Below are 13,700 nucleotides of genomic sequence, written 5' to 3'. Positions count from 1 at the left end.
TTAAAGCAATTCAGAAGATAATGTGTAGCACAGTTATCTGCTCATGAGGCTATTTCCGGTGCATTAGTCACCGGTTTACTCACGGGGTTAACGCGGAACCACGGCAGGCAAAGCTGGATAAGCGGCCCGATGGCTAAAGCGTATAAAACCGTGCCAACGCCAACGCTGCCGCCCATCAGCCAGCCGGATGCCAGCACGGTCACTTCTATTGCGGTGCGAATGCTGCGCACCGACCAGCCCGTCCGGGCATGAACGCCGGTCATCAGGCCATCTCGTGGGCCTGCACCAAAGCCTGCGCCAATATACATGCCGGTTGCCAGAGCGTTCAGCACCAGCGCACCCGCCAGCAGCAATGAACGAGCAACCAGCGATTCAAGCGGCGGCATCAGCGCCAGGGCAGCATCCGCCGCCAGGCCGAGAACAATAACGTTGCTGACCGTACCCAGCCCTGGCCGCTGGCGCAGCGGGATCCACAGCAGCAGGACCAAAGCGCCAACCACGATCATCACCAGCCCGAGGTTTAGGGAAAACAGCCGCGCCACGCCGAGGTGGAACACGTTCCACGGGTCGGTACCTAAATTGGCACGCACAAACATCGCGGTTGAAACACCGTAAAAAAACAGCCCGGTATAGAGCTGTAGCAAGCGGCGAGCCATCATCAGAAACATCCTCTTCATTCAGTTATGGCTATACCTTCTCGCAAAATGGACTTAGCATTAAGGTCCAGTTATCAAAAAGTGGACTGCTATGACCCAGCGCAGAATCGGAACCTCGTCTTTAACACGCCTGTTAGGCCACTGGCACCAGCAGGCAGTACGCACCCCGGTCTACCGCCAACTGGCGGACGGGCTGCGGCTGCTGATTCTGGATGGCCGCCTGCCGCTGGACAGCCGCCTGCCGGGCGAAAGAGAGCTTTCTGCCGGACTGGGCGTTAGCCGTACGACCGTGGCTTCGGCCCTGGCCCGGCTGCGGGAGGAAGGTTACCTCCAGAGCCGCCAGGGTTCCGGCTCGGTGACGATGCTACCGGAAGCTACCCCTGCCGTTTCCCCCCTGCCGGGCAATGCTCCGGTGCTTGATCTTTCCACCGCCGCGCTTAGCGCCGGGCCGGAAATCCACAAAGCGTACTCTTCCGCGCTGACCTCCCTCCCGGAACATTTAGCCTCTACCGGTTATGACAGCCAGGGGCTCCCGGAGCTTCGGGAAGCCATCGCCCGCCATTACCGGGCACGCGGTCTGCCAACCCAGGCCGAGCAGATTATGGTGGTGAACGGCGCTGTTAGCGCTCTGGGTCTGGTTCTACGGCTATTTACCGGCCCCGGCGACCGTGTGGTGGTTGACCATCCAACCTACCCGATGGCGCTGGCGGCGATTCGCGGCGCATCTTGCCGCCCGGTGCCGGTCAGCCTGCCCGCAACCGGGTGGGACGTTGACGGCCTGGCGGCAACAATAGCCCAGACTTCGCCCCGCCTCGCCTATCTGATCCCGGATTTTCATAACCCCACCGGCCGCTGCATGGATGAAGCCACGCGCCAGAGAGTCAGTGATATTGCCGCCCGCAGCCACACGATGCTGGTGGTGGATGAAACCATGGCCGATCTCTGGTTTGATGCACCTCCGCCGCCCCCGCTGGCCGCTTTTGGGAACGAGGAGCACACGATTTCGCTGGGTTCCGCCGGGAAAAGCTTTTGGGGAGGTCTGCGGCTTGGCTGGATCAGAGCCTCCACCAAAACCATCAGCTCGCTAATTCAGGTCCGCAATACTTTTGACCTGGGTACGCCCCTGCTTGAGCAACTGGCAGCGGTTCATCTGTTTAATGATTCAGAAAGTTTCTTGCCCCAGCGCAGGGAGCTTTTACGCCAGCGCTGCGAAGCAAGCTTTGCCGCCATGCGGGAGCTGTTTCCTGACTGGCAAACCAGCCAGCCTGAAGGCGGGCTTTCCTGGTGGGTTGAGCTGCCGAGAGCGCTGGCAACGGTTTTTGCTGCCGCAGCGGAAAGCCAGGGCATTCGCATTGGGGCCGGGCCGCGTTTTGGCGTGGACGGTGCTTTTGAACGCTATTTGCGCCTGCCGTTTAGCCTGGAGCCGGATGAAATGCGTATGGCGATGCAGCGATTACAACCCCTGTGGCAACATCTGGTCACAACGCGTGTTGATTCATTCCGGGGAATAGTGCTGTAACGACAGCTGATTATTTCCCTCTGATATAAACGAGGGAAATAATATTCTGCGACAACATTAAATATTAATGTTGTGTCAGGCGGGGGATCGCAAAACCTTTAAGGGTAATAGTAAAATATTCGCCCTCTTTTTTTATACTGGCACCCGTATCACACCAGTCTGAAGCGATGCGGAAAAACTCATCGCTGCCGATATTCCACCCCAATTTTACCTTTTTCAGATAGCCTGAACGTAATAACTCGCAGGCCTGCTGGTAATCATGGGCGGTACTGTCCGTACCGGCATTCATTTTTTCTTCTTCAGGAGTTTACGCAATGCCTTGATCTCACGATCGTTTAGCGGCGTTACGCGGACTTCAGAGGTGTGCTGGCTGTCGACATCATCTTCATCAATCCCTACGTCACCGTCGAGTTCGTCGAAGGCTTTTGACAGCAGTTTCTCCGTTACGCTTGCCAGGGTCTCACTATTTTCTTCCGCATAGTGACGGATTTTTTCTTTTAACTCGCTGCTTATTTTTACGTTTAAAGTAGCCGTCGTCATTGCAAATCCTTAATGCTTAAACAGAGGTTGATGTTTAATACTATAGAGAATAAATAAGATCCAGCTAGCGCGGTAAATTTAATATTTCTGTCATAATTCAATACCCATAAAATATATCCGGGTAAGAGCATCACAACGGCGGCAGCCTTCTCTTTACCGGGGAACTTTTTACTATAGAAGTGTTGCACTGGGCGAAATCAGCCAGCTCATCCAGGATTTCATCGAGTTGCTCAATCGAGCGGATCACCAGCCGGATAATAAAGCAGTCTTCACCGGTGATTTTGTCGCACTCGATGCATTGAGGTATCGCCTGAATCATCTTCTCGACTTTGTGCAACATGCCGGGCAGCGGCTTGAGTCGCACCAGTCCCTGAAGCGTGTAGCCGAGCGCCGCAAGGTTGGCGTTCATGGTATAGCCGTTAATCACGCCCCGCTCTTCCAGGCGCTTCACCCGCTCCGCGGTGCTGGGGGAAGAGAGCCCCACTTTGCCGCTGAGCACTTTCAATGAGATGCGGGAATCTGCAGCTAAAATAGTCAGAATATCTCTGTCGATATCATCGGGAAGGTAATCACTCATTTTTATCTCATTTTTAAAGGTAGATTGTTTATATTGCCTAATTTTAGCACTTCATCAGGCCAGAGAGAGTGAGCAAAATAAAGCTCTTTATTCAGGAGAGCAAAAATGATCAGCGAAATAAAAACCGGCAGCCTGCAAATGATTGCCGCGATGCTCATCTCCGGCACCATCGGCGCTTTAGTGGTGCTTTCCGGGCAGCCTATCGCCAACGTGGTGTTCTGGCGCTGCGTATTTGCGGCCATAACGTTGTTTGTTCTGGGCGTTGTGGGTGGAAGCTGGCGTAGTCACCTTTCTCGTAGAGTCGTGATTATCGCCGCGCTTGGCGGCGTAGCTCTGGTCGTGAACTGGATGCTGCTTTTCGCCGCCTATTCCCGCACTTCTATTGGGCTGGCCACGGTGCTTTATAATACGCAGCCGCTGATGCTGGTGGGTATGGGAGTGTTTATTCTTAAAGAGAAAGTTAGCTACAGCAAGTGGTTCTGGCTGTGCATTTCATTTGCCGGCATGCTGCTGGTGCTCTCCAGCGGCCTGAGCCATAACGGCAGCAACGGCTGGTTATTGGGCGTGATTATGGCTCTGGGAGCCGCCTTTTTTTATGCTCTCACGGCCTTGATTACCCGTCAGCTAAAAGGCGTGCCGCCCCAGCAAATTGCGCTGGTTCAGGTAGCCGTGGGTACGCTTGCGCTGCTGCCCGTAGTCGATTTCCAGCAAAGTATATCGTATGGCAGTTGGGGCATTGTGGTGATGCTGGGCGTTGTCCATACCGGCATTATGTATCAGCTTCTGTACGGAGCAATTCAAAAGCTGCCCACCTCAATCACCGCTTCGCTCTCTTTTATTTACCCTATTGTTGCAGTCATCGTGGACAGATTTGCCTTTAATCACAGCATGAGCCCGATTCAGTTCGTCGGCGGCGCAATGATCCTGCTGGCGGCTGCGGGAATTAATCTGGGATGGGGAGAAAAAGTGTGGAAAGAAAAGGCCTGTTAATAGCACAGGCCACCTATTATTAATGATATACCTAGTTAATTATGCTCTGGTATTCATCGATATAAATTATAGAGTCCTTTTCAGCCTGGCTTAATGAGGATGCATCAACCTGACTGAATGAAGGCATATCAATCTCTTCCATAATAATAGATTTATGGTTAAAATCTATCACCCTAAAAAATTTGTCATTCTCAATCAATACTTCTTGTTCACGAGGGTTTGCCGTGTAGAGGCTAATAGGGTGGCCACTTTTTTTTAGTTCAATTGAATAAACCATAGGAACTTGATCAAGTATATCTCTACGTCTAAATTTTTTCGCCTCATAAAAGTCCATTGAGGTTGATAAAAAACCATGACTCGAAACCAGACTGCCTTTTTTCAATCGGTTTAAATTATGAGAACCTATGTTTCCACCGCGATAAACCCAGCCTTCATAGGGCGGTATTTTTTTTAATGCTGATTTAATCTCCATTACTGTTTCGTATACCTCATCCCGATAATGCTTCGCGACATATTCCTCTGGCATTCCTGCCATCATAAATCCATTAACCTCGTAATGATATTGTCTTCCATATGCATGGAGTGATTCCATTTCGCCTCTGGTCAATTTCTCGGGGTCTTTAGCTTTCCCTTTCGACCTTTGGTTGTTTTGTGATTCCCATTTAGCCGGCGCAGATTTTGAACCCTTTCCTCCCATACCCTCAGTTTGTATCTTCTTAATTCTGTCCGCCAGTGAAACAGGAACCGGCTCAAGCTTATTAGATTTGGTAATAAAGTATTTTCTACCAAACCTTTCACCGGTTTCCTCATCAAAACGCACATATATTTTTAGCCCAGACCTTTCACCAACAGGAACAACAGGAACCAGGATTTCTGTGCCGGGCAGTAAAGCCATGATAGTTTTTTCTGGCAAAGCTACAGCTTGTTTATAACCCGCTTCCAAAGCAGCAACTTTTACCACCGCGCCGGTCATTTTTTTATCACTTCGCATGAATTTTAAAATATTCTGAGTTAACGCCCTGCTGCCCCTTGCCGCCAGTTCAAATCCAGGATCAAGAGCACCGATCATGCTTTTCCCGAGTGCAGTGACTTCAGCTTTAGTCGGCAATCCTGCTGCTGCAAGATTTATCACTCTTCCTGTTTTAGCCCCCATTTTGGCGGCATTAAAACCAATGATGCCCGCTTTAGCTGTTTTAACGACCAGACGTGTTGCTTGCCCAACAACTGGAATAAGTGAAATACCATCGATAATACATGCCGTAACAGCATCCTCAAGGTTATGATTAATACTACTTTCAACACAGGTATAAAAAGGAATAAAATCTTGTATATAAGACCATATTGTCTGAGCATCAGTCTTATCATTACCCAATTCATAAAGAGAACTGTAAACATTTAATCTATTTTTCTCACTCCATGTCTCCGCAATATCTTCAAAAGCATTTCCGTTTAATGATATTTCACTCTCTCCTTTCTTCGTCCAGACATAATGCGCATAAACATGGCGATCTATTATTTTATAGTTATGATATTTTGCGATATTAAAATCAACTCTAATAAAAAGATCGTCGGGGTTATCTGCATTACCACGCCTCAAAGCATATATCCTTTCCTCTTCATTCAATTTAACTGAAATAAGCTCACATTTAATTTCCTGATAAGAATGAAACGATTTATCTTTAGGATCAAAACCTTTCAGTTTTATCGGAAAGATGCTCGCTGCTGGTGAGGTAATAAAATCACTATCGCTTTTCGGCAATTTATTAAGCGCATTAATAAGAAGTAGCTTATCTAATTCTTTAAAGCTGTTCGAAATATTTTTAGTCTGTTTTTGATACTCGTCTGACAAACTGTCTGGTGCTGTCGGGCAGGGTTTATCTGAAGCACTGAGATAATCTTCTTTCAAATAATACTCTTTATCTTTTCCCTTCCTTTCACTGGGTCTGGAATGAAAGGGCTCAAAATAATGTACTTTCCGCGTGACTGGACATTCTGATATAATTTTTTCTGCCAACCCCCCTTTACTTAGCCAGGAGTCTGCCGCCGTTAGTGTTTTTTCATATTGTTGCTTAACCGCCTGCCGATACTGAATATATTCATTTATGGAAATAAGAGCCAGCATCTCATTTCGGTATTTTGACTTGAACGAAATGGAGTTAACATAATACTGTATAGGGGTTTTAAATAAACAAGCTTCGTTTATTGAAATGCCTTCAGTAACGGCTACATCCCACATAGCCACTCCAATGCTCATCGCTTCTTCAGGAGTATACTCCTTAACAGAATTAGCCTCCAGATAGCGCATACCGGTATAAAGATTGGCAAAATCATTGCCCCTTATATCCAACTTTGTTACTGATTTGTCGCTGAACCTCAGGAACGGCATCTCTTCTTTCAGCAAACAGGTCCACACCGTACGCAACACGGACAATTGCGCTTCGGGTATACCTTCAGTTCTAAAAACTTTGTCTATAGATAACAATTCCGGAAGGGTAGCCACGGAACAATCTTCTGAAAGCTCCCCTTCGTATAATTTGTCAAAAACATAGTATTCGGGAAGCATTCCCAACATTTTATGAAAAAACCATCGGCGGATCGCTAATTTAGCCTGCGCAATAGAGACCCCTTCCCCGCTCTCTCCCCAGTACCGGTTTGACTCGGCCAAAATATTTATAGCCAATTTTTCTATGACTTCAACATTGTCCGTTATGCCATTCTTCTCATCAAATAAATAGTCGGCTACTGCCAGCAACTGCTCTTCTTTTCTTTCCATTCTTTCAATTGCAGGAACAACTGACTTTGATTTATTTGAGACGACTAAATCTATACTTTCAGAAATATTCTCAGTCGTTATCACCGATTGAAAGTTAATTGTTGATGATAATCCTGCCTGATTCATAAAGTATGAGGGAACACTCTGTACTGAATTATTATTCAGGCAATAAGAAAAAGGGATGCTATCATTGACTAAACTCCATTTATCATCTTCATGAACAGAGCCTTCAATTGGATATTGAAAATCATAAAAAATATTGACCCCATGATCTAAGCTAAATTTATCAGCAAGTGCTTCAATATTATTATCCACATAATCGCCTATCAAATTCTCACTGACAAGTTCTAAATTGCAGATGACATTATCGTTATCAGAAATGATGATTTCATCATTACTACCAGAATCCAAAACATCGTTACTGACATAGCTTTGAACATCACGTTCCAGGCGGATGAATTGGCATACATTTCGATTATCAATTTTATTTTTAATAGCATATATTCTTTCTACATCATTTACCCAGACGGAAATGATATCAACATCATTCCTTTTCGTATAAGTATGTTCACCTTTGCCAGACTCCGGGTTATCTATTTCGACATTAACATCAGCACGATATATTTTAGCCTGCGGTGATAAGATAAATTCACGTTCTTCAACAGGCAGACCACCAAACGCAGATAAGATAAGGTATTTGTCAATCACCTGGAATTTATGTATGACATTGAAAGCCGATGAAAAATCATCGCTTTCTGATTTTTTACTCTGTACATCATCAAACCATAGTTTTAACGAAGATAAATAATCATTGTATTTATTTGTTATATTCTTTTCTGCTTCCTTTATTGTAGCTCGGTAATTTATATACTCATTAACAGCCAGGAATCTATAAAATTTATCTCTTTTATTTAACTTAGGGTTTCCAGACTCAATAAATATTAGCGCAGGCATTTTGAATAGATTATTCCCCCCCACTATCCAGGGTTCTTTATCTGCGACGCCCCAAAGCATTTCGCCTACTTTCATTGCCTCATCGGCAGTATAATCCTGAAGTGAATGGCTCTCCAGAAATTGAGTTCCTGTATAGAGATTAGAGAAATTAAAATCCCAAAGGCTCATGTTTTTAACAGAGTTTTCCTCTAATTTTAAAAGAGGTAATTTCTCCATCAGGAGAGTGTGCCACACGCTATGTACTGACGTTAATTGCTGCTCTGAGAAGCCATCTTTAATGAAGAAGTTAAATAGATGAAGCAAATCTGAAATATCGCCAACCGTGTACCCCTGCGACCGCCTGTCTCTGCTCATTGCATCTAATATAAAATCGTCCGGTTGTTTTCCCATAAGTGTGTCAAAAAACCACAGGCGGATGATTGATTTGGCTTGTACGACAGATATTTCTTCTAAATCCTTCCCCTTAAATAACTCTGAATTATCGAAAATTTCTCTTGCTAATAAAAGAATGCGTCCTTCATCTTTCGTGATACCATTTTCCACATCAAATAAATAACCAGATATTGCAGTAATCTGTTGTTCTATATCCATGATTTTTTTATTTAGAAAACCATCAGAGACTAAATTTCTCAGTTCCTCTTTCGCTGAGCTGGAGAGAGCGGGATCCAATTTATCCAGTGTTAACTCAGGGGTAATGTCTACTATGCCAGAAGAGGCTATTATATTTGCCAGTTCAACTGTCATTGGCAGCCCTGCTCGAGTTCGGCAAGATGGCGCACGGTCGGCAGATTTAGATTCAAAGCCAGCTTGTATATAATTATAGAAAGGGATTTTTTTCTTAACCACAATGGGGAATTCATCCCTCCTTACCGGAGACACAGCGGAAGGATCTAAATATATATGCATATTCATTTTGTGAGTCGCTGACAAGTGATTGATGAAAATATCAACCCCATTATTTCCATGCTCCCCTTGAATGATATCCTCTCTGGTATTTATAACGTAGCTGAAGGTATCATCACCGCAGGTAATTGTATTCTCATCAGCGGAGAAAACATCATCTATGCGATAATTCAGTATTCCGCTTTCAATATATTTATGAACATCTCTATCTACACGAATAAAATGATAGCCCGGCTGGTCATTTTTTTTCTTTTCCAGAGCATATATTCTTTCTTCTTCACCCAATCTGACAGATATCAGGTCAACATCATCTTCTCTCAGCGAAATATCATTAATATGTTTTCTGCCACTTTCTGCCGATCCAGACTCTTTCGCACGTATTATAATTGACATAGGATGAACGCTTATTTGAGAGGATGAAATATATTCACGCTCTTTTTTTGGCAATTCACCAAATGCGGCAAGAATAAGAATTTCATCGAGTTTCTCAAATTTTTCGGTCACGCTGTGGGCAAGACTCCAGTACTCATCAGGCAAATCACTCTGTAGTTTTATATAAGAATTATCGTTGCTATTTACAGGGTTAACGCCATTACTCTGCATCGCGTCATTTGCAACTAATAATTCTATAGAGGAAGAGTATTCATTGTATTTTTTTTCGATATGTTTATTTATTTCATTAACAACATTCATGCCATGAATATATTTTCCTAAAGTGCCATGATTTTTTCTATCCACTTCAATATCTTGTGCAGTAAGATTTTTACTAGTCGAAAGAAGGAAAGGCATTTTTAATAAATCTGTTTTTTTAGAAGTGTTATCCCTTGATACTATACAATTAACTAGCTTACCTATTTCCATCGCATCATCAGCAGAGTAAGTTTGAAAACCATCAAGGGCTTTAGTTCCCACATAAAGGTCAAAAAAATCATTCTCTCTGACTTTCAAACCCGCCACGGAGTAATCCAATACCCTTAGCAAAGGTATCTCTTTAATCAAAAAAATACGCCAAAGATTATTGAGTGACTTCACTTGTGATTGAGTCAGGCTGTCCAGCGTTAAGTATTTCGTTAAACGCAGAAATGATGGGATCTGGCCAACCACATAATCCTTATGTTGCACCTGATTGATTATCACATCCAGAACGCATTCTTCAGGATGCGTTCCCAGCGTATTATAGAAAAACCACTGGCGGACAATTGATTCTGCTTTCGCTAATGCATTATCTTGCCCTTTTACCTCGCCAAACAAACCAGAAGCACTCTGAATACTCCTGGCCAGTAAGGTAATTCTTTCTTTATTAATGCTGTCTTTTCCATCTAATAAATATTCAGCAACGGAAACAAGTAATTCTTCTTTACTCATTTTCCCATCATCCAGAATACCAGCAGGTAGTTCTGGGCTGGCTGTAGTTCCAGTGGCAGGGTGCGGCAGGTGTCTTCTTATATGTCTTGGTTTGTTTTTTGTACTGCCGTCGGATTGTAGGGGCGTGAATACTCCAGCTGGAGTAGCCTCACTTCTGTTATACACATTCAGCGGGTTAAGCGACGGTTCCGTGGAAGAGTTTTGCGCAGTATTTTCCGCCCGCTCGCCGGGGCTACTTCTGCCTGCATAATATTTATATCCCGCTCCGCCCAGGGTGCCTATACCGGTAAGAATACCGGCCCCAACCAGGAAACGTTGAAACATCCCTCCCCTCCATCCTCGCGGTACAGGCTGCTCATCACGGGAACGGAGCAGTGATTCAGCTTGCGAACGCAAAGCCTCACCTCCGGTAATCACCTCTGCCAGCGGGATCCCCACGCCATCATCTTCCATTTCTACATTCGTCTGCCCGCTGCGCTGCACCAGCAAATTATTCAGCGTTCCGAGAACCTTCCCGGTAAAATTTTTATTACCCGAACCGGAGGGCTTCTCTTTACTGTTATTAACATTTTTTATTTTTGAGGTAAGAGGAGAGGTTTCCTTCTGGTCTGGAGAGGCATCAACATTGTTGTTATCTCTGATGTAAATTGGTAGGGATGGTATATGGCGAGAATTTTCCTGAATATTAGCGGGCATTATTTCACTCCTGTGATTTAATTCTGCATTTATTTATGCAGCCCTATCTAAATCATTTAGTTGCAGGACTAATACAATAAAACGCTTATAGCATTACATTACGACGTGAGGTACAGACGATAAATATCCCGGACAGAAGCGTTACCCTTTTCTTATTTCATGGCATAGAACCACAGGCTATTACATATTTATTTGTTTACTAAAGAATATATCGTGAGGACAGTAAGAATGCCGTGCAGAGCTTAAGTAGCCGAACCTGACATGCCGGAAGAGATAAAAACGATAGCAATACTTTATTACTCAACCCGTTAATACAACTCCCATTGGAAGATTGAGGTTAGAGAGCAAGCGATGCAGACGGAATTATGGCTAACCAGAGATAATCGTTGTTTGAGCAGGAGATGGACTTCGATGATGAGGATCTTGCCATTGGCAGAATTGGGTGGGGGCCCTGCCAGCTACATCCCGGCACACGCGTCACCTGCTGCGGCTGCTTCCTTCCGGATCTGACCGAGTTCACAAGTTAGCGTTGCGGGAGAACCAACAGGGCCCCCATTGAGAGCGTTGTTATCCAACGCGCTGGCGCATTATCCACATTGGCCCCGGCAATTGCAAGCCAGCGCCGGTCAGGTGTTGGTTTATTGCGCACTCGCGGTTTAACTTGGTGCTTTCGTCGCCGCCGATTATCCTTATTAGCGATTTTGTCAGGAGCAAACGATGGATAATCACGATTCCTTCCCCCAGCGGGTTTACCAGATTGTCGCTGCCATTCCAGAAGGTTACGTCACGACCTATGGCGAAATTGCGTCGCTAGCCGGGTCACCGCGCGCGGCTCGTCAGGTGGGCGGTGTGTTGAAGCGTCTGCCGGAAGGCAGCCGTTTACCCTGGCATCGGGTGGTTAACCGCCAGGGCATAATTTCCCTGACCGGGCCAGACTTACAGCGTCAGCGCCAGGCGCTGCTCTCGGAAGGCGTGATGGTCTCTGGTGACGGGCATATTGATATGGTGCGTTACCGCTGGCGCTATGAATAGCCGGGCGCAAAAAAAACGCCTCCGAAGAGGCGTTCATGATTAGTAGCTGGTTGGCGCAGGTACCGCCGATGAAGGGGTGACCTGAGTCGGGGAGGTGGACGGTACGCTTGTAGCCGCCCCACCGCCCTGCTGCAGCGGGATTTCGGTATTCTGTACCGGCACCAGCGTCAGGTCGGCCTTGGTCCCACCCTCGTTAATCACCGGCTGGAAGGTATCGGTGATAAACATCAGTTTGCCGTTAACGGTAATCGCCGCGCTCAGCAAGATACGGGCTTTAGGCTGAATATCGGCCGGGTTGAACGGGATCACGAAGCTGTATGGAGGCTGTTTACCTTCGGTACGGGTAACCTTCTGCGCAATGACTTTAGAAGGCGCATCGGCCAGAGAGGCGTCAGACACCGTTACCGTCAGCACGGCATCCGGCGGCAGAGCAATTTTCTGACGGATCCATGCCGTACCGGAAACATTAGGCATTGCGATGTTGGCCTGCTGTGAAGCGCTTGCTGAGGCGCCCGGCGCTGGCGTAGGGACATCAGCGCTCTTTTGAGCACAGCCCGCAACAGCAACCGCAACGGCCAAACCACTTAACATATGCACAAGTTTCATTGATTTTTTCTCCTTATTATCAATGTAGCGCCGGGGAGTTAACCCCGTTGAAAAACACGCTTAACCCCCTAAGTGTGGCACAGATCACTGAATTCTGCGCAAAACCAGGAATCTTCCCAGTTCCGGCTCGCCTGATACAAGGTTTACGGGCATGTTATAATCATCACAATTTGCCACATCCCCCGTTATTGAGGACATTTTATGAGTCAGGCGCTCAGCAATTTATTGGCGTTACTTAACCTGGAAAAAATTGAAGAGGGATTGTTCCGCGGGCAAAGCGAGGATTTAGGGCTGCGCCAGGTTTTTGGCGGCCAGGTGGTAGGCCAGGCGCTTTATGCCGCGAAAGAAACCGTGCCTGAAGATCGCCTGGTTCACTCGTTCCACAGCTACTTTTTGCGTCCGGGCGATAGCCAAAAACCTATCGTTTATGATGTAGAAACCCTGCGCGACGGCAACAGCTTCAGCGCGCGCCGCATTGCAGCGGTGCAAAACGGCAAGCCGATTTTCTATATGACGGCCTCTTTCCAGGCGCCGGAGTCCGGCTTTGAACATCAAAAACCGATGCCGCCTGCACGCTCACCGGACGGCCTGCCGTCCGAAACGGAAATAGCCCGCTCGCTGGAGAAGTTTCTGCCGCCTCACGCTAAAGATAAGTTCCTGTGCGAGAAACCGCTGGAAATTCGCCCGGTGGTGTTCCATAACCCGCTGAAAGGCCATGTAGACAAACCGACCCGCCAGGTCTGGATCCGCGCCAATGGCCAGATGCCGCAGGACCTGCGCGTTCATCAGTATTTACTGGGTTATGCCTCTGATTTTAACTTCCTGCCGGTCGCCCTACAGCCGCACGGCGTGGGCTTCCTGGAGCCGGGTATGCAGGTTGCCACTATTGACCATTCAATGTGGTTCCACCGTCCGTTCGACATGAACGAATGGTTGCTCTACAGCGTGGAAAGCACCTCTGCCTCCAGCGCTCGTGGCTTCGTACGCGGTGAGTTTTACACTCAGGATGGCGTACTGGTAGCTTCGACGGTTCAGGAAGGGGTAATGCGCAATCGCGGGTAGTTGACGGTTAAGCAAAAAACCTCGCCC

At 46.7% G+C, this 13,700-nt stretch carries 10 protein-coding genes and 1 other RNA gene; 4 read left to right on the top strand and 7 right to left on the bottom strand.

The genetic code is table 11. The features are described from left to right. Nucleotides 1-41: 41 nt before the first annotated feature. Nucleotides 42-656, bottom strand: coding sequence for a membrane protein YczE (gene yczE, locus HMPREF0201_RS04115; protein WP_039899122.1), 615 nt, complete (start codon nucleotides 654-656; stop codon nucleotides 42-44). A gap of 91 nt (nucleotides 657-747) precedes the next feature. Here yczE and yczR point away from each other — a divergent pair, with 91 nt between their 5' ends. Beyond that, complete coding sequence (yczR, locus tag HMPREF0201_RS04110) at nucleotides 748-2,175, top strand: MocR-like transcription factor YczR (protein ID WP_016535218.1); 1,428 nt, start codon at nucleotides 748-750, stop codon at nucleotides 2,173-2,175. Between the two features lie 64 nt (nucleotides 2,176-2,239). Here yczR and HMPREF0201_RS04105 read toward each other — a convergent pair whose 3' ends face one another. The 3 genes from HMPREF0201_RS04105 to HMPREF0201_RS04095 all read right to left on the bottom strand — a co-directional run bounded on the left by HMPREF0201_RS04105 (nucleotide 2,240) and on the right by HMPREF0201_RS04095 (nucleotide 3,292). Beyond that, a complete protein-coding gene (locus tag HMPREF0201_RS04105; RefSeq protein ID WP_016535217.1) occupies nucleotides 2,240-2,464 on the bottom strand; it encodes a hypothetical protein in 225 nt (74 codons plus the stop codon). After that, nucleotides 2,461-2,715, bottom strand: coding sequence for a hypothetical protein (locus tag HMPREF0201_RS04100; RefSeq protein ID WP_016535216.1), 255 nt, complete (start codon nucleotides 2,713-2,715; stop codon nucleotides 2,461-2,463). Before HMPREF0201_RS04100 ends, HMPREF0201_RS04105 begins: the two co-directional genes overlap by 4 nt. Nucleotides 2,716-2,845: 130 nt before the next feature. After that, the gene (locus tag HMPREF0201_RS04095) at nucleotides 2,846-3,292 is read right to left on the bottom strand and encodes an Lrp/AsnC family transcriptional regulator (RefSeq protein ID WP_016535214.1); all 447 of its coding nucleotides are present in this window, start codon (nucleotides 3,290-3,292) and stop codon (nucleotides 2,846-2,848) included. Between the two features lie 105 nt (nucleotides 3,293-3,397). Between HMPREF0201_RS04095 and HMPREF0201_RS04090 the strand changes: the two genes are divergently transcribed. After that, complete coding sequence (locus HMPREF0201_RS04090) at nucleotides 3,398-4,282, top strand: DMT family transporter (protein WP_016535213.1); 885 nt, start codon at nucleotides 3,398-3,400, stop codon at nucleotides 4,280-4,282. A 31-nt stretch (nucleotides 4,283-4,313) separates the two neighbouring features. On the opposite strand, the gene HMPREF0201_RS04085 is transcribed toward HMPREF0201_RS04090, so the two are convergent. Next, nucleotides 4,314-10,973, bottom strand: a complete 6,660-nt coding sequence (locus HMPREF0201_RS04085) for an ADP-ribosyltransferase domain-containing protein (protein WP_016535212.1) — start codon at nucleotides 10,971-10,973, stop codon at nucleotides 4,314-4,316. 449 nt (nucleotides 10,974-11,422) lie between these two features. After that, nucleotides 11,423-11,519: signal recognition particle sRNA small type (gene ffs, locus HMPREF0201_RS22365), an RNA gene on the bottom strand. A gap of 171 nt (nucleotides 11,520-11,690) precedes the next feature. On the opposite strand from ffs, the gene HMPREF0201_RS04080 reads away from it, so the two are divergent. Beyond that, nucleotides 11,691-12,005, top strand: coding sequence for an MGMT family protein (locus tag HMPREF0201_RS04080; RefSeq protein WP_016535210.1), 315 nt, complete (start codon nucleotides 11,691-11,693; stop codon nucleotides 12,003-12,005). A gap of 39 nt (nucleotides 12,006-12,044) precedes the next feature. Here the strand turns inward: HMPREF0201_RS04080 and HMPREF0201_RS04075 are convergent, their stop codons facing one another. Beyond that, complete coding sequence (locus HMPREF0201_RS04075) at nucleotides 12,045-12,611, bottom strand: YbaY family lipoprotein (RefSeq protein WP_016535209.1); 567 nt, start codon at nucleotides 12,609-12,611, stop codon at nucleotides 12,045-12,047. Between the two features lie 201 nt (nucleotides 12,612-12,812). Between HMPREF0201_RS04075 and tesB the strand changes: the two genes are divergently transcribed. After that, entirely contained in the window at nucleotides 12,813-13,673 is an 861-nt protein-coding gene (gene tesB / locus HMPREF0201_RS04070) for an acyl-CoA thioesterase II (protein ID WP_016535208.1), read from the top strand. Nucleotides 13,674-13,700: the final 27 nt, after the last annotated feature.

Source organism: Cedecea davisae DSM 4568 (assembly GCF_000412335.2).
In the GTDB taxonomy this organism is placed as follows: Bacteria; Pseudomonadota; Gammaproteobacteria; order Enterobacterales; family Enterobacteriaceae; genus Cedecea; species Cedecea davisae.
The sequence above is the reverse complement of the archived record's forward strand: the minus strand, read 5'-3'. Positions and strand labels throughout refer to the sequence as shown.

Coding starts and splice junctions, on each gene's coding strand:
- yczE (WP_039899122.1), bottom strand. CDS start 656: ATGGCTCGCCGCTTGCTACAGCTCTATACCGGGCTGTTTTTTTACGGT.
- yczR (WP_016535218.1), top strand. CDS start 748: ATGACCCAGCGCAGAATCGGAACCTCGTCTTTAACACGCCTGTTAGGC.
- HMPREF0201_RS04105 (WP_016535217.1), bottom strand. CDS start 2,464: ATGAATGCCGGTACGGACAGTACCGCCCATGATTACCAGCAGGCCTGC.
- HMPREF0201_RS04100 (WP_016535216.1), bottom strand. CDS start 2,715: ATGACGACGGCTACTTTAAACGTAAAAATAAGCAGCGAGTTAAAAGAA.
- HMPREF0201_RS04095 (WP_016535214.1), bottom strand. CDS start 3,292: ATGAGTGATTACCTTCCCGATGATATCGACAGAGATATTCTGACTATT.
- HMPREF0201_RS04090 (WP_016535213.1), top strand. CDS start 3,398: ATGATCAGCGAAATAAAAACCGGCAGCCTGCAAATGATTGCCGCGATG.
- HMPREF0201_RS04085 (WP_016535212.1), bottom strand. CDS start 10,973: ATGCCCGCTAATATTCAGGAAAATTCTCGCCATATACCATCCCTACCA.
- HMPREF0201_RS04080 (WP_016535210.1), top strand. CDS start 11,691: ATGGATAATCACGATTCCTTCCCCCAGCGGGTTTACCAGATTGTCGCT.
- HMPREF0201_RS04075 (WP_016535209.1), bottom strand. CDS start 12,611: ATGAAACTTGTGCATATGTTAAGTGGTTTGGCCGTTGCGGTTGCTGTT.
- tesB (WP_016535208.1), top strand. CDS start 12,813: ATGAGTCAGGCGCTCAGCAATTTATTGGCGTTACTTAACCTGGAAAAA.